This is a genomic window from Corynebacterium oculi (assembly GCF_001412105.1).
In the GTDB taxonomy this organism is placed as follows: domain Bacteria; phylum Actinomycetota; class Actinomycetes; order Mycobacteriales; family Mycobacteriaceae; genus Corynebacterium; species Corynebacterium oculi.
Map to the genome: position 1 here is coordinate 119,433 of NZ_LKST01000002.1, position 14,448 is coordinate 133,880.

Genomic DNA, 14,448 nt, shown 5'->3' on the forward strand with positions numbered 1-14,448 from the left:
TGTATAAGAAATATCCCCCGACAGTGTACGCGGGACGCGCAACAGACGTGTAACACCGCCGCCCATCGCGGGGACAGACGGCGGTGCCCTACGAGAGCCACCGCGTAAACTGCGGCGGCACCAGTATTAATCCTGCTTACCCTCCGTGAGCGAGATCAAACCGTAATCAAAGGCATGGCGGCGATACACCACCGAGGGACGGCCCGTCTCCTCATCGACGAAGAGATAGAAGTCATGCCCCACCAGCTCCATCTCCGAGAGCGCATCATCCACCGACATGGGCGTGGCCGGGTGTTCCTTGGTGCGCACCACCTGCCCCGGCAGCACGTCCTCCACGGAATCCGCGTACGGGTCTACATCAAAGCGGCCCTGCTCCTGCTTGGCCTTATCGGCCTCCGCCACCAGATCCGCAGCCACCTCGCCCACGCCCTTGGGGGCACGGTGCCCGGAACGGGAAATGGAACGACGCGCCTTCACCTTGCGCAGAGAGCGCTGCATCCTGGCGATGGCGGTTTCCAAGGCAGCATAGAAGCTATCCTCCTTAGCCTCCGCGCGGGCGATATGCCCCTTGCCCGAGGCCGTGATCTGAATGCGATCGCTCTGGGCCTCGCGGCGCGGATTGGGCTCGTGCTGTAATTCCACATGGAACGAGGTAAGCGTGGGATCGAGCTTCTCAATCTTGGCGAGCTTGGCGTTCACCCGCTCCGCAAAGTGCTCAGGCACCTCCACGTTGCGCCCGGTGATGGAGACCTGCGCCTCCGGGCTCAAAGACTCGTGGCCATTGACGGCAGTGGACATCTTCTTGACCTCCCTAGAAGTAGGCGGTGGACGTGATGTTTCCGCCGCCCATGATACGCGGATCCGTCACCTGCCGGAGGGGTTTTGTTTACCGGGTATTTACCCCTCACGCATGGGCCCACACCACGGCCCCGGCCACGTCGATCCCCTGGGCCAGCAGCAGCGCGGCCGCCGCGCCTATGGTCGCCCCGGTGGTCAGGACGTCGTCGATAAGCACCACCAGGGGCGGAAGCGCCCCGCGGGCCCGCACCGCCCCGGCCACGTTGCGGCGCCGTTGGGTGGCGTTGAGCCCCACCGAGTCCCGCACCCCGCCCCGGTAGCGCAGCGTTCCCGGGGCCAGCGGGATACCGGCGGCGCGGCAGCAGGCAGTGACGTGATCCCCGCCGCGCAGCCGCGCCGCGCGCGCCCGGGTGGGTGCGGGCAGCGCCACGGCTTCTTCGGGCAGTTCCCCGCGTGCCCGCAGGTGCTCCAGCCCCGCCGCCAGGGCCGCGCCCACGTAGCCGGATACGGCGCGGTTGCCGCACTCTTTGAGGCTGATGATGGTTTGTTGGCGCGCCCCGCCGTAGACCCCCAGCGACCACACCGGCACCAGGGGGTCGAGGCGAGCGGTGACGCGCTGCGGTGGTTGCGCCCACGCCAGTCGGCATCGGGGGCACAAGATCTCCCCCGGCGTCGCGCACCCGGCGCAGCGCCGGGGCAGGAGCAGTTCCACGGCCAGCCCCGCCGCTAGTGCACCACGATGGGGGTGGCGCGGGTACCTTGCAGGCCCGGAACCTCACGCCAGTAGGCCTCCTCGCCCGAGGGGGCGTCGGGCATCATGCGTATGGCCAGGGAATCGGTGAGATAGAGCCTGTCGGCGGAATCTGCCACCGCCGTCACCGGGGCGGACACCGTGGCCGAGGCGATGGGTGCGGTCTCCGAGCCGTCCTGTTCCACCCTAAACAGGGGGCTTCCGGCCTCGCTGGTGCCCACCAGCAGGGAGCCGTCCGTGCTCCAATCCACGGCGGTGACCCTGCCCGCCAACTGTGGGGACACCTCCATCGGGTTCACGATGGCCCGCCCCCCGGCCTCCGTCTTGTCCACGATGCCCACGTAAACGCGGGAGTCGATGATGATCGCGGCGCGCGCACCAGAGGGGGAAAGGCGCAATTCCGTGATGGGGGCGCTGCTTTGCTCGGCGGGGTCGGAGGAGGCACTCGGTGAGGCCGATGCGGTGGTGGGCGCGGCCTCTGTGCCGTTGCCTGCGCGTTCTGTGCTTGCCGTGTTTTCTGTACGCCACATCGCGGACAGCGCCGAGGTATTCACCGTGGTGTGCACCAGCTCGCCCGTGCTCGACGAGCGCACGGCGCGCACCACCTCGGAACCGTCGATCACGGCCCAGGCCGCCGAGGTCCCCTGCTCGAAGGAGGGGCGGGTGATACTGGTGGCCTCCAGGGCCTCCTCTACGCCCCCGGTGACCTTGCCCAAAAAGAGCCGACTGCGGTCCCCAGAGGAGCGGGTCAGCGCGATGTGCCCGTCGGCGGTGATGTCCGCCTCCTTCATCGCCCCGGCTACCCCTAGTTCCCCAGGCACCGGTTCGGCCGTGTTGGCGGAGACGGTGACCAGCGCACCGTCCTCGGATACCGCGTACAGCGGGGTCACGGTGGTGGAGCCTACCTCGGGGTTGTACTCGGCCACGTCGTCGGTGGTGATCTCCTCCAGCCCCTCCGCCACGGGGGTGCCATCGATCTCGATGGTATAAGGCCCGCCGATGTTGGCCCCGGCCAGCGTCCACACTACCTGGGCGGCGAAGGCAATGCGCTGCTCACGATCCAGGCCGCTCATGCCGGCAAACCGCAGCACCCCGCTGGTGCTCACGGAGAGCGAGGCGTTTTGGGGAATATCGCTGCGCACGGCGGGCAGGATGGTCTCGCTCGGGCCGTGGAGCATCATGCCCAGCAGGGTATCGCGCACGTCCTCCTGGCCCCGGTACACCCAGCGGCGATCGCTCACCAGGTTCTTGCCGTTCTTACTCGGGAAGTACAGCGTGCGCGGCTCGTAGTGGTTGCGCAGATCCGTGCGCTCGATAATCACCACGCCGGGCAGGGTGGTCATGCGCCACTGATCGTCCTCATCGCGCTCGAACACCACGGAGGTTTCCATGCGCTCGTTGAGGGGCACGAAGGAGCCTTCGGCATCCATCTCCCCGATCACATTGGCGCGGATCCGCAGCGTGTGCTTGGAATCCGTGGAGCCCGGTTCCGTGCTGGTCTCCATGCCCTCGATCACGCGAATGCTCTGCTGCTTGGGCCAAGAGGCCGCCAGATCCGAGGATAAAAAGGCGCGGGCGGACTGGTAATTCTGCGAGGGGTTCGCAGAGGCCTGGAAGAAATCACGCAGCAGCACGCCGGGATCGGCATCCTGCTCGGGCACGATGGTCTGCTCAGGTTCCCGCGGCGCGGAGCTAAACGCCCTCAAGGCGCGGGGCTCGGAGTTGCGCGGCAGGGTGCTACACGCCCCCACCAGACTCACCGAGCAGACCACGGCCACAATGGTCGTGGCGGTGCGACGCCGGCGGGGGCGCCCCGAGGAACGCAGCGAGGGGGTGATCCGGGGATTCATCATGCGGGGGCCTCCAATTCCAAGGGGCTGTGCGTCACCGGCGCGTTGGGGGTGCGGGGCAGCACCACGCGGAACTGCGAACCCACGCCCTCGGTTCCGGCGGCGTCGAGAATCCCGCCGTGCAACACGATGTCCTCCTGGGCGATGGCCAGGCCCAGCCCGGTGCCCCCGGAGTGGCGCTTGCGGGAGGGGTCCGCCCGCCAGAAGCGGTTGAACACCAACTCCTCCTGACCCTCGCGCAGGCCCACGCCGTGATCGGTGACGGTCACGGCCACCGCCTCCTCATTGCCCGCCAGGTGCACCTCCACCGGGTTTCCCTCGGAATGGTCGATCGCGTTGGCCAGCAGGTTGCGCAGCACGCGCTCCACCCGGCGCGAATCGGCGGTAAGGTACAGCGGCTCCTCCGGGGCGTGAATGTTCACCTCCACCCCGATTTCTCCGGCCAGGTGCTTCACCTGCTGCCAGGCCTCGTTCACGCACATGCGGATGTCCAGGCGAGATTCGCTCAGGTCCGCCACGCCGGCGTCGTGCCGCGAGATTTCCAGGAGGTCGGTGAGCAGGTCCTCGAAGCGATCCAGCTCCGTGGTCATCAGCTCGGTGGCGCGGCGGGTGCCGGGGTCGAACTCGTCGGCGTGCATGGCGATCATGTCCGCCGCCATGCGCACCGTGGTCAGGGGGGTGCGCAACTCATGCGAGACGTCCGAGGTGAACTGGCGCTGGAGGTCTCCGTATTCCTTGAGCTGCTGGATCTGCTTGGACAGGGATTCCGCCATCGAATTAAAGCTCATGGCCAGGCGCGCCATCTCATCCTCCCCTTCCACGGACATGCGTTCGCGCAGGTGGCCGGCGGCCAGGCGCTCCGCGATCCGGGAGGCCGAGCGCACCGGGGTAATCACCTGCTGGGCCAGCAGCCAGGCGATGCCGATGAGCAGCACCACCACGATCACAGCCGCCGCGGAGATCAGGCCGCGCATGAGCGCCATGGTCTCCTCGTCATCCTCCATGGAGAGCACCAGGTACACCTGCAAACCGGGTATATCGGAGCTGGTGGGGCTGCCGATGATGAGGGCGTTGTAGTGCGTGCCGTCGCTGCGGCCCACCTCGTGAAACTGGGTGGACACCTGCCCCTCGCTGACGAACTTTTGCAGGCTCGAAGGGATGTCAAAGCCCTGGGGTGCGGAGACCTGGGCCTCGTCCTGGTGGGAGACCACCAGCACCGGCTCATAGGGAGAGGTATCGGCCTCCGTGCCGGAACGGTTGGTCAGCGCGGCGCGGGCGGAATTGAGGCGCACCTGCACGGAGTTATTGGGCGAGGTGGCCGCGATCTGCTGCTCCACGGCCAGGCGCACCCGCTCGATCTCCGAATCTGCGGTGTTGATCTTGCTGTCCACCAGGCGCTGGGTGACTATTGAGATCATCGCCAGGCCCAAGATGAGCATGACCACGGAGGTGGCCACGAGCATGGAGCCGATCACCCGCACCTGGAGCGAGGTGCGCCACGATTCCGCGATCGACTCCTGCCACCGCGCTAGCTTCTGCCTCAACAAACTGCGCTACTCCCCCGAGCCCGTCTTATACCCCACTCCCCGCACCGTGAGAATGATCGTGGGGTTCTCCGGGTCCTTCTCAATCTTGGAGCGCAGCCGCTGCACGTGCACGTTCACCACGCGGCTATCGGCGGACTGCCGGTAGCCCCACACGCGCTCTAGAAGCTCATCGCGGCTAAAGGCCTGGCCGGGTTTGCGGGCCATCTCCACCAGCAGGTCAAACTCGATGGGCGTGAGCGCCACCTCCACACCGTCCCGCCGCACGGAGTGCCGGGGGACGTCGATGAGCACGGAACCCACCTCCAGGACCTCGCTGGGCTCGTTGTCCGTGCGGCGCAGGCGGGCGCGAATACGGGCCACCAGTTCCTTGGGTTTGAAGGGCTTGGTGATGTAATCATCGGCCCCCGATTCCAGGCCCAGCACCACGTCCACGGTGTCCGTCTTGGCGGTGAGTATGACGATGGGCACGGTGGATTCCTGCCGGATCGCCCGGCAAATATCCACGCCGTTCATTCCCGGCAGCATGAGGTCAAGCAGGATGAGATCCGGGGCCTCGCGCTGGGCGGTGGGCACGGCCTCCACGCCGTCCATCACGGCCACAGTGTCAAAGCCCTCCCCCTCCAACACCAGCGTGAGCATCTCCGAGATCGCGGGATCGTCGTCCACCACCAGGATCTTGGGCACCATAATTGTTATCGTTCCTCCGCGAGACTGCGCACTGCTTGTACTACCTCTTGTGGCTCTGAGGCTACCAGCCACGGGCCCGCCCACCGCCGCCGCGCCAGGTCCCGGTAGGCGGCGTAGGTGCGCTCCTGGAGCCCACCGTCGCGCTCGTACCTGTCGCGGGTGCGGGAGGCGTCATCCAACTCCCGCCTCTGGGCGCGTGCCGACGCCTCCCTGGGCGGCGTATCCAGCAACACCTGGAGGTCGGGCACGGGCAGGCCGAATCGCTCGAACTCCAATTCCTGCACCCACCGCACCACCTCCCGCGCCGCCTGGAGGTCTCCCGCCAAGCGCGCCGCGGAGTAGGCGGCGTTAGAGGCCACGTAGCGATCCAGCACCACGATCTTCTCGCCCTCGCGGTATTCCCGCAGCGCCTCCGCCGCGCCATAGCGATCCAGGGCGAACAGGGTGGCCATGCCGTAGACAGAATCCACCAGGTCGCCCATCTGCCCGCGCAGGGCGCTCTGGGCGAGTTGCGCGGGCACGGACTGCTCGTAGCGCGGGAAGGCCACCGCATCGGCCCCCAGCTCCGCGCGAATGGCCTGTACCAGGGTGTTTTTTCCCGCGCCGTCGATACCCTCGATGGAGACGATCATCAGTATCGGTAGTGCTCCGGCTTGAAGGGCCCGGCCACGTCCACCCCGATGTACTCGGCCTGCTCCTTGGTCAGTTCCGTCAGCGCGCCGCCCAGGGCCTCCACGTGAATCCGCGCGACCTTCTCGTCCAGGATCTTGGGCAGGCGGTACACCTGGTTCTGGTAGTCCTCGGCGTGCTGGAAAAGCTCGATCTGGGCGATGGTCTGATCCGCAAAGGAGTTGGACATCACAAAGCTGGGGTGCCCGGTGGCGTTGCCCAGGTTCAGCAGGCGCCCCTCCGAGAGCACGATTATGGAGCGCCCGGTGGGCAGGGTGAACTCGTCCACCTGCGGCTTGATGTTTTGCCGGGTCACGTCCTCGCGGCGGGTCAGCGAGGCCATGTCAATCTCGTTATCAAAGTGCCCGATGTTGCCCAGCACCGCGTGATCCTTCATGGCCAGCATGTGCTCGAAGGTAATCACGCCCCGGTTGCCGGTGGCGGTAATCACGATGTCCGCCTCCGCGATGGCCTCCTCCACGGTGACCACGGGGAAGCCCTCCATGAGGGCCTGAAGCGCGTTGATCGGGTCCACCTCGGTGACCTTCACCCGAGCGCCCTGGCCCTTCATCGCCTCGGCGCAGCCCTTGCCCACGTCCCCGTAGCCGCAGATGAGCACGTTCTTTCCGCCCATGAGCATGTCCGTGGCGCGGTTGAGGCCGTCGATCAGGCTGTGCCGGGTGCCGTACTTGTTATCGAACTTGGACTTGGTCACGGCGTCGTTGACGTTCATCGCGGGGAACGGCAGGGTGCCCTGCTGGGCGCAGTGGTACAGGCGGTGCACGCCGGTGGTGGTTTCCTCGGTCACGCCGCGCACGGTCTGCGCCGTGCGGCTCCACTTCCGCGCGTCCTGGGCCAGCACCCGGCGCAGCATCGCGCGGAAGGCCACCTCCTCGTCCGCGTCGCCGGGCATGTCCTCGGGTACCGCCCCCGCGCGCTCGTACTCGCTGCCCTTAATCACGGCCATCGTGGCATCGCCGCCATCGTCCAGGATCATGTTGGGGGCGTGGCCCTCGCCCCAGTCAAAGATCTGATCCAGGCACCACCAGTATTCCTCCAGGGTCTCGCCCTTCCAGGCGAACACCGCCGGCCCCTGGGGGTCCTCCGGGGTGCCCTGGCCCACCACCACAGCGGCCGCGGCGGCGTCGTCGGTGGAGAAGATGTTGCAGGAGGACCAGCGCACCTGCGCGCCCAGGGCCGTGAGCGTCTCGATGAGCACCGCCGTCTGCACGGTCATGTGAATGGATCCGGCGATCCGCGCGCCGCGCAGCGGCTGTTCCTCCGCGTACTCCCGGCGCAGGGCCATCAGCCCCGGCATCTCGTGCTCGGCCAGGCGAATCTGGTGGCGGCCGGCCTCCGCCAGGCCAAGGTCCGCCACCTTATAGGTCAGGGGGGTGCTCATTGTCCATCACCAATCCTTGAAAGTTCTGCACTGCTCACCACACTAGCCTCCCCGGGGCGCTCGGCCCCCTTTTTTTACGACAGTGCCTCCACGTAGACCTCCAGGTCCTCTTCCACCTCGGCGTTCTCCAGCAGGTCGGCGGCGGCCTCCCGCAGTTCCTCATCGCCCGAGCCGATGAGATCGCGCAGAAAGGGGTGCGCATCCGCCACGTCCCCAGCGGAGAACGGGGCACCGGCCCAGATCGCCGCCACCGTGGCGGCGGCAAGCCCGTTGAGGCGCTCCTCCTCGCTCACCGTTCCCTGCTTCTGCGCCAGCACGCAGGCGTCCCGGATGGCCTCCACTACCTCCCGATCCTCCAGGCTTCCCAGTTCCTCCAGGAAGTCCTCGTTTTCCTCCCTAGCGAAAATAGCGATGTCCCATGCACCCATAATCCTGCCGCCTTCCTTTTATCTGGGCTTTCTCACCGCGTTCTCGGGGCCGGTCTTGAGGTCGATCTCGGGCCTGGATGTCGCGCCGCACCCCTGACCACCCGCGGGAGAATAATATGCCCTTGCTTTCATACCTAGTTCTGATAAATTCGTTATCAGGTTGTGACATTACGAGGTCGAGGTTATACCGACACCCGATGGCGCGGTAGTACACCCGCCATCTCCCTCCCGAAGACTACCCCCACGCTGAACAGCGGGAAGAGGCGCACACGAAGTGACCAAGGATACACGCAAGGTGATGGCTTTCATCGCCGTGGGCATCATCGCCGCGGCGGCCGTCGGCTTGCTCGTTTGGCGCGTCTCCGTCCCCTCCTCCTCCGCCCCCAAAAATCAGGCCCGCCACTCCGCCGCCGCAGAAACCTCCTCGCTCGCCCCCGCCTCCCCGGGGAGAACCGGCGAGGACGAGCGCTCCCCCTCGACCAGGGCCCAGCACTCCACGACGGACGCCGAGGCCCCCCTTGCTGCCCCACAACGGCGCCCCAACCAGCACCAACCCGAGGAGCCCCTGGCGGAATCCCCCACGGTGCTGCGCGCCGAACCCACCAAGATCTACCGCCCCGATAGCGTCTCCGCACAACGCCCCGAGAACACCGCGACGGCTCCCGACGCCGTCCTCGCCCTCGACGACGAACCCACGAGCACCCCGTACGCCCCCGCGCAGCCGGAGGGCAGCGGGGAGACCAGCGGGCCACGAGGCTCCAGGGGCACTGGCGACGCCACCCCCACGGCGCCCACCGCACCCACGGCCCCCGCGCAGACCAGCGCGCCGGAGGAGAACGAGCGCAACGACCTCCCGATGATCCCCGAAATCTCCGAGGCCTTGGAGCAAACCCAGGAGGAACTCTCCAAGCTCCCCGGCGCCTCCCTTCTTCCCCTGAGTGAAGAAACCTCGGAGGAATCGGTGGAGCCGCAGGAGACCATCGAGCCCTCAGAGGAAGCCCCGTCCGCTGGCCTGCGCCGCGTGGGCGACGAGGAGAAGCCGCAGCCCGCCGACACCACTCCTGACGCTCCTGAGGAGACCCCCGAAGAAACGGCACCGGCCGGACCCACGGATGACCCGGCCGCACGCCCCACCGAGCCAACTCAGCCGACCGCGGCGCCCACCACCGCTTCGGGTTCTTAACCCCCCCCCCGCCTGCGAACTCGCGCGCGTCAGCCTATACCCGCGCCCAAAACACCTCGGCGGCCTCCCCCTCGGCGCCGCAGCGCGCCGCCGACGCGCTGGCCGGCACCCACGCGGCCTCTCCCGCCGCCAGTGTTTCCTCCCCCACGCGCGCCCGCCCCTGCGTGCACATCACGATGGAGGGGCCATCATGATCCACCTCCAGCGCCTCGGTACCCCCAAGCCGGTGACGGCTTAACTGAAACTCCGTGCTCGGCACCGGGTAATACCCCTGGGAATCGCATTCCACGGTGGGCTCGCGCAGGGAATCAAAGGTCAGCAACCGCACCAGCTCCGGCACGTCCACATACTTGGAGGTCAACCCGCCGCGCAGCACGTTATCGGAGTTCGCCATGATCTCCACGCCCATGCCCTTGACGTAGGCGTGAAGCTGGCCCGCGTCCAGGTAGATCGCCTGCCCCGGCTCCAGGTGAATGTGGTTGAGCAACAGCGCGCCCAGCACGCCGATATCGCCGGGATAGCGCTCCTGCATGTCCAGCACGGTGGAGAGCACGTCTCCGATCCAATCGCCCCGGCCCGCGAGGGGGCGGGCATGCTCCACGATCGCCTGGATCAGCGCGGTGCGCACGGCGTGCGGAATGGTGATCCAGGTGGTAAAAAGCGCCCGCAGGTTCGCGGCCTCGTCCCCCTGGGGATCGAGCATGGTGAGGTAGCGCTCCACCTCCGGGCAATCCAGCACGTTGAAGAGTTCCAGGGTGCGATCCAGCGGGCGGAATCCCGCCATCGCGGTGAACTCCGTGAGCGCCACGATGAGTTCCGGCTTGTGGTTATCGTCCTTGTAATTACGGTTCGCCGCGTCGAGGGAAATGCCCTCGGCGTTTTCCCGCGCGAAGCCCTCCTCCGCCTGAGCCTTGGAGGGGTGCGCCTGAAGGGAAAGTGGCTCCGCGGCGGCCAACAACTTGAGCAGGAAGGGCAGCCGATCCCCGAAGGCGGCCCGCACGCGGGACCCCAGATGGGCTTCCGGGTCGGCGGCAATCGCGGCGTCGAGCGCCTCCCGCGTGGCGCGCAGCGTCGAGGGGGAGGCCGGGTGCGCCCCGTACCACAGCTCTGCCTGGGGATTCGCGGAGGGCACCGGCTCCCCGCGCAGGCCGGGGATGAGGGTGCGCGATCCCCAGGGGTAGGCGCGGATCACCCCGTTGAGCTTGTCCATGCGGTTCTTCTCCTCCATCTTCTCTGTGCTCTCTCTAGGAAGCCGCTTGCGTCTACTCCCGATGTTCCTCCAGCGGCACCGTGGCCGCCAGCGCCCGCACGATCAAACACAATGCTTCTGCGGCGGGGCCGTGCGCCACTGCGGGCGTGGACTGGGCCAGCCCGCCCGGAAAATGGGCCGCCTCGGCGGCCCACACAACGACCTTCAAAGGTAGCATTTCCCTCTCCCCATCGAGGAAGGGGTCATAAAACAGATCGCGCGGAGCCGCCCCCACCCCCGCAGCCACGGCGTCGGCCGCCTCGTGCGGCTCCGCCACCCCGCTGGGCAGCGCGTAGGCGCTCCACGCCCGCGCCACCACCTCGGCCAGCGCCAGGGGCACCGCGCCGTACCCGGTGTGCATGATCCGCGCCCCTTCGCACCAGGAGCGCAGGTTGCGCGCCGGATTGACCGTTTCCTCCCGCTCCGCGTGCACGCGCGCGATCTCCTCGTCCACCACGTCCGCGAGGTGTTCCAGGCGCGTGGACACCAGGTGGGGATCGTCCTCCGTGAGGTCAAGCACCGCGGAGACGGCGCAGAGCGTGCGCGCCGGGGAAATCGCGGGGGCGGCCTGTGGGGCATCGAGAAGCACCGCGCGCTCGGGGGCATCGGCGCGCAGCGGCCCCTCGGTAGGCCCGGCGTAGACCACCGTGGCCCCGCGCTGGGAGGCCACGGACATCGCCCGGGCGGCGTGCTCGTCCTCGGCTCGGCTCCCCACCACGATGAGCACGTCTAGGGCACCCACGTAGCTGGGGAGCGTGCGCGCGAGCACCACGGGCACGCGCAGTGGCTCCTTGAGCGCCACGAGCAGCCCGGCGCTGGCCCGGGCGAGGGTATCCGTGGCGAGCACCACCACGCTGCGGGGGCGGGTGCCGATGAGTTCCGGGGCGTCGGCAAGCTGGGCGGCGGTGCGCGCCTGGGCGCCCTCGTAGGCCACCCGGGTAAAGCGCATCATCTCGGCGGAGGGCGTGGTCATGCCCTCCAAGGATAGCGCCCTAGGCCCGAATGATGTCCAGGATCTCCGCCACGAGGCTGTCCACCTCGGCCTCCGTGGGGGCCTCCAGGTTCAACCGCAGCAGCGGTTCCGTGTTGGAGGCGCGCACGTTGAACCAGGCGGGGGTGCCGGAAAGCTGAATGGTCACCCCGTCGAGGGTGTCCAGGGACTCCGTGCGATCCTTCATCGCCTCCACCACGGCCTGGGTGGCGGCCTGCTGATCGGCCACCGTGGAGTTGATCTCGCCCGAGGAGGCGTATCGGGTGTACTGCGCCATGAGTTCGGAGAGGGGGCGCTGCCCACCCTCCGTTCCCAGGGCGGCCAGGACGTGCATGGCGGCCAGGATCCCCGAGTCCGCGTTGAAGAACTCCGTGAAGTAATAGTGCGCGGAATGCTCGCCGCCGAACACCGCACCGTGCTCGGCCATCGAAGCCTTGATGAAGGAGTGCCCCACGCGAGTGCGCACGGCGGTGCCGCCGTTTTCCTCGATCACCTCCGGCACGGTGCGCGAGGTGATGAGGTTGTGAATGATCGTGGCGCCCGGGTTCTCGCGCAGGTAACGCTGCGCCACCAGCGCGCAGATCGCGGAGGGCGAGACCGGGTTGCCCCGCTCATCGACCACAAAGCAGCGATCCGCGTCCCCGTCGAAGGCCAGGCCGATGTCCGCCTTCTGCTCCACCACAAAGCGCTGCAAATCCACCAGGTTCTTCGGTTCCAGGGGGTTGGCCTCATGGTTGGGGAAGGTGCCGTCCAGGTCAAAGTACAGCGGGCGAATGTCCAGGGGTAGGCCCTCGAATACCGCGGGCACCGTCAGGCCACCCATGCCGTTGGCGGCATCCACCGCCACCACCAGCGGCCTGATCTGGCTCAGATCCACCAGGGAGCGCAGGTACGCGCCGTATTCCCCCAGCACGTCCCGCTGGGAGACGGTACCGGGGGTTCCCGCGTACTCCGGCACCCCGGCCACCAGGGCATCGGTGATCTCCCCCAGGCCGGTGTCCTGCCCCACCGGGCGCGCGCCCCGGCGGCACAGCTTGATGCCGTTATATTCCGCGGGATTGTGGCTGGCGGTAAACATCGCGCCCGCGCACTCCAGGGAACCCGAGGCAAAGTACAACTCATCGGTGGAGGTCAGGCCCAGCAGCACCACGTCGAGCCCCTGGCTGGTGGCTCCCTGGGCGAAGGCCTGCGCCAGCTCCGGGGAGGAGGGGCGCATATCGTGGCCCACCGCGAGGGTGGTTTCCTCCTCCTCGCGCAGCAGGTGGGCAAAGGCCGCGCCGGCGTCGCGGACGAACTCCGCATCAATATCGCGCCCCACCACGCCTCGAATGTCATAGGCCTTAATCACTGCGGTCACGGATTCTCGGGTGCGCATCGTTGGGGGTTCCTCCTGGGGTGATCGTCATTGTTTATCTAGATCTCGGTTTATCTGGATCTCGCTGGCGGGTTCCGCCGGGCGCGGCTCCACGGGGTTTCCCACCCACGGCCAACGCCACCCCAGTGTAGCGGGCCGCGCGCCGGGAGCCGCCGGCCTCCCGCCGGTGCGGTTACCCCTCCGGCGTCTCGTCGTCGCGCACCACGCGCAGGTGCGCGCGGCGGCGCTGCTTTTCCTCCGCCAGCCGCTTGGAGCGGTGCACCGGGTGGATCGAGGTATTCGGGTTTAGGGCGTGATCGGCGGCCTCCTCGCCGCGCGGATCGTGTCCGCCCACCAGGCCGGTGGAGAAGCGCCCCGCCTCGCGCACGGCCTCGGCCAGGGCCGTGAGATCCTCGTCCTCGTCCATCTCGATGCCCTCTACCCGCAGCATTTCCCAGCCCAGGGGGGCGGTGATCCGCTCGGAGTGATGCGCGCACAGATCCCAGCTATGCGGCTCCGAGGAGGGAGCCAGGGGGCCGACCACCGCCGTGGATTCCGCGTAGGCGTAGGTGAGCGTGGCTACCGCGGGTTTGCCGCAGCCGGGGCGGGAACAGCGACGAAATTGATTCACGCCCATAGAGTCTAGACCTCAACTTGAGATTTGAATACCCCACCGGCGCGCCCCGCCCATGCCGCCGCGCGCGCCACGTAGGCTTGCCCCCATGTACACCAGGGCTTTCCGGGATCGCCGCGACCGGGGACTGCGCGGCCCCCTGCTTCCCTCCACCCTGCCGCGACACCGCAGCAGGGGGCAGCTTTTCGACGCCGCCGTGCTTGAGGCCTACGCCCCCCTGGCCACACAGTTCTACGAGCAGTTAGCCAACCTCGACGTGGCCGTGGACACCGTGCCGCGTATGCAGCTGCGCCCCGACCTCACGGTGCTCCCCCCCGAGATCGTGGCCGATGGGCCGGTTCCCCTGGGCCGGATCATTCCCGCCGGCGTGGACGCCGCAGGCCACCCCACACGCTCCCGGATCGTGTTATTCCGCATGCCCATTGAGCACCGGGTAGAAAGCGCCGAGGAATTGCAGGATCTCCTCTCTACCATTCTCACCGCCCTGGTGGCCGGGTACCTTAATATCGACCCGCGCGATATTGACCCCGATTTTCAGTGGTAGAAAGCGGATAGAAAGCGCCAGAAAAGGGCGGTATCACCCTATTTTCGTTCAGGAAATCTCGCGCCTTAACCGGCGACGCTCACGATCGGACAGCCCACCCCAAATACCAAAGCGCTCATCGTTCTCCAGGGCGTATTCCAGGCACTCATCGCGCACCCCGCAGGCCCGGCAGATGCGCTTTGCCTCGCGCGTCGATCCGCCCTTTTCGGGAAAAAAGGCCTCGGGATCGGTCTGCGCACACAGGGCCTGATCCTGCCATTCCTGCTCTACCGCCCCGAAGAGATCGTCAAGAGTGAGCCTGGCGGTGGTTCCGCCACGGAGGGTGGCGTCATCGGCCATATCTTCCACGCCACGGTCCCTT

Annotated in this window: 15 protein-coding genes; 2 read left to right on the forward strand and 13 right to left on the reverse strand. The window is 67.6% G+C overall.

All coding sequences use genetic code 11. From position 1 onward, the window contains the following. Nucleotides 1-126 precede the first annotated feature (126 nt). The 8 genes from hpf to Cocul_RS04515 form a co-directional block, all read right to left on the reverse strand. Nucleotides 127-798: a ribosome hibernation-promoting factor, HPF/YfiA family gene (gene hpf / locus Cocul_RS04480; RefSeq protein WP_055122131.1), complete on the reverse strand. Its 672-nt coding sequence runs from the start codon at nt 796-798 to the stop codon at nt 127-129. 106 nt (nt 799-904) lie between these two features. Continuing rightward, nucleotides 905-1,510: a ComF family protein gene (locus Cocul_RS04485; protein ID WP_069723569.1), complete on the reverse strand. Its 606-nt coding sequence runs from the start codon at nt 1,508-1,510 to the stop codon at nt 905-907. Between the two features lie 14 nt (nt 1,511-1,524). After that, nucleotides 1,525-3,402, reverse strand: a complete 1,878-nt coding sequence (locus tag Cocul_RS04490; protein ID WP_055122132.1) for an LpqB family beta-propeller domain-containing protein — start codon at nt 3,400-3,402, stop codon at nt 1,525-1,527. Next, nucleotides 3,399-4,943 (reverse strand): MtrAB system histidine kinase MtrB, encoded by a 1,545-nt coding sequence (mtrB, locus tag Cocul_RS04495; protein ID WP_211257098.1) that lies wholly within the window; start codon nt 4,941-4,943, stop codon nt 3,399-3,401. The genes Cocul_RS04490 and mtrB overlap by 4 nt, the downstream gene beginning before the upstream one ends. Before the next feature lie 9 nt (nt 4,944-4,952). Beyond that, a complete protein-coding gene (gene mtrA, locus Cocul_RS04500; protein WP_055122133.1) occupies nt 4,953-5,633 on the reverse strand; it encodes an MtrAB system response regulator MtrA in 681 nt (226 codons plus the stop codon). Between the two features lie 5 nt (nt 5,634-5,638). Then, nucleotides 5,639-6,265: a dTMP kinase gene (locus tag Cocul_RS04505; protein WP_055122134.1), complete on the reverse strand. Its 627-nt coding sequence runs from the start codon at nt 6,263-6,265 to the stop codon at nt 5,639-5,641. Beyond that, the gene (gene ahcY / locus Cocul_RS04510) at nt 6,265-7,704 is read right to left on the reverse strand and encodes an adenosylhomocysteinase (RefSeq protein ID WP_055122135.1); all 1,440 of its coding nucleotides are present in this window, start codon (nt 7,702-7,704) and stop codon (nt 6,265-6,267) included. Before ahcY ends, Cocul_RS04505 begins: the two co-directional genes overlap by 1 nt. A gap of 74 nt (nt 7,705-7,778) precedes the next feature. After that, nucleotides 7,779-8,132 (reverse strand): DUF4259 domain-containing protein, encoded by a 354-nt coding sequence (locus Cocul_RS04515; RefSeq protein ID WP_055122136.1) that lies wholly within the window; start codon nt 8,130-8,132, stop codon nt 7,779-7,781. A gap of 274 nt (nt 8,133-8,406) precedes the next feature. On the opposite strand from Cocul_RS04515, the gene Cocul_RS04520 reads away from it, so the two are divergent. After that, entirely contained in the window at nt 8,407-9,315 is a 909-nt protein-coding gene (locus tag Cocul_RS04520) for a hypothetical protein (protein WP_150114376.1), read from the forward strand. Nucleotides 9,316-9,349: 34 nt separating this feature from the next. Here the strand turns inward: Cocul_RS04520 and manA are convergent, their stop codons facing one another. The 4 genes from manA to Cocul_RS04540 form a co-directional block, all read right to left on the reverse strand. Then, entirely contained in the window at nt 9,350-10,525 is a 1,176-nt protein-coding gene (manA, locus tag Cocul_RS04525; RefSeq protein WP_055122626.1) for a mannose-6-phosphate isomerase, class I, read from the reverse strand. Between the two features lie 52 nt (nt 10,526-10,577). Further along, entirely contained in the window at nt 10,578-11,537 is a 960-nt protein-coding gene (locus Cocul_RS12460) for a hypothetical protein (protein ID WP_055122138.1), read from the reverse strand. A 19-nt stretch (nt 11,538-11,556) separates the two neighbouring features. Continuing rightward, nucleotides 11,557-12,930 (reverse strand): phosphomannomutase/phosphoglucomutase, encoded by a 1,374-nt coding sequence (locus Cocul_RS04535; RefSeq protein ID WP_055122139.1) that lies wholly within the window; start codon nt 12,928-12,930, stop codon nt 11,557-11,559. A gap of 172 nt (nt 12,931-13,102) precedes the next feature. Further along, nucleotides 13,103-13,546, reverse strand: a complete 444-nt coding sequence (locus Cocul_RS04540; protein WP_055122140.1) for a DUF3499 domain-containing protein — start codon at nt 13,544-13,546, stop codon at nt 13,103-13,105. Nucleotides 13,547-13,631: 85 nt separating this feature from the next. Here Cocul_RS04540 and Cocul_RS04545 point away from each other — a divergent pair, with 85 nt between their 5' ends. Further along, nucleotides 13,632-14,087, forward strand: coding sequence for a metallopeptidase family protein (locus Cocul_RS04545; RefSeq protein WP_055122141.1), 456 nt, complete (start codon nt 13,632-13,634; stop codon nt 14,085-14,087). 48 nt (nt 14,088-14,135) lie between these two features. Here Cocul_RS04545 and Cocul_RS04550 read toward each other — a convergent pair whose 3' ends face one another. Continuing rightward, the gene (locus Cocul_RS04550) at nt 14,136-14,426 is read right to left on the reverse strand and encodes a WhiB family transcriptional regulator (RefSeq protein ID WP_425388777.1); all 291 of its coding nucleotides are present in this window, start codon (nt 14,424-14,426) and stop codon (nt 14,136-14,138) included. Nucleotides 14,427-14,448: the final 22 nt, after the last annotated feature.

Excerpts from the sequence above, each read along its gene's own strand:
- hpf (WP_055122131.1), bottom strand. The coding sequence starts at position 798 with ATGTCCACTGCCGTCAATGGCCACGAGTCTTTGAGCCCGGAGGCGCAG.
- Cocul_RS04490 (WP_055122132.1), bottom strand. The coding sequence starts at position 3,402 with ATGATGAATCCCCGGATCACCCCCTCGCTGCGTTCCTCGGGGCGCCCC.
- mtrA (WP_055122133.1), bottom strand. The coding sequence starts at position 5,633 with ATGGTGCCCAAGATCCTGGTGGTGGACGACGATCCCGCGATCTCGGAG.
- Cocul_RS04505 (WP_055122134.1), bottom strand. The coding sequence starts at position 6,265 with ATGATCGTCTCCATCGAGGGTATCGACGGCGCGGGAAAAAACACCCTG.
- ahcY (WP_055122135.1), bottom strand. The coding sequence starts at position 7,704 with ATGAGCACCCCCCTGACCTATAAGGTGGCGGACCTTGGCCTGGCGGAG.
- Cocul_RS04515 (WP_055122136.1), bottom strand. The coding sequence starts at position 8,132 with ATGGGTGCATGGGACATCGCTATTTTCGCTAGGGAGGAAAACGAGGAC.
- manA (WP_055122626.1), bottom strand. The coding sequence starts at position 10,525 with ATGGACAAGCTCAACGGGGTGATCCGCGCCTACCCCTGGGGATCGCGC.
- Cocul_RS12460 (WP_055122138.1), bottom strand. The coding sequence starts at position 11,537 with ATGACCACGCCCTCCGCCGAGATGATGCGCTTTACCCGGGTGGCCTAC.
- Cocul_RS04535 (WP_055122139.1), bottom strand. The coding sequence starts at position 12,930 with ATGCGCACCCGAGAATCCGTGACCGCAGTGATTAAGGCCTATGACATT.
- Cocul_RS04540 (WP_055122140.1), bottom strand. The coding sequence starts at position 13,546 with ATGGGCGTGAATCAATTTCGTCGCTGTTCCCGCCCCGGCTGCGGCAAA.
- Cocul_RS04545 (WP_055122141.1), top strand. The coding sequence starts at position 13,632 with ATGTACACCAGGGCTTTCCGGGATCGCCGCGACCGGGGACTGCGCGGC.
- Cocul_RS04550 (WP_425388777.1), bottom strand. The coding sequence starts at position 14,426 with ATGGCCGATGACGCCACCCTCCGTGGCGGAACCACCGCCAGGCTCACT.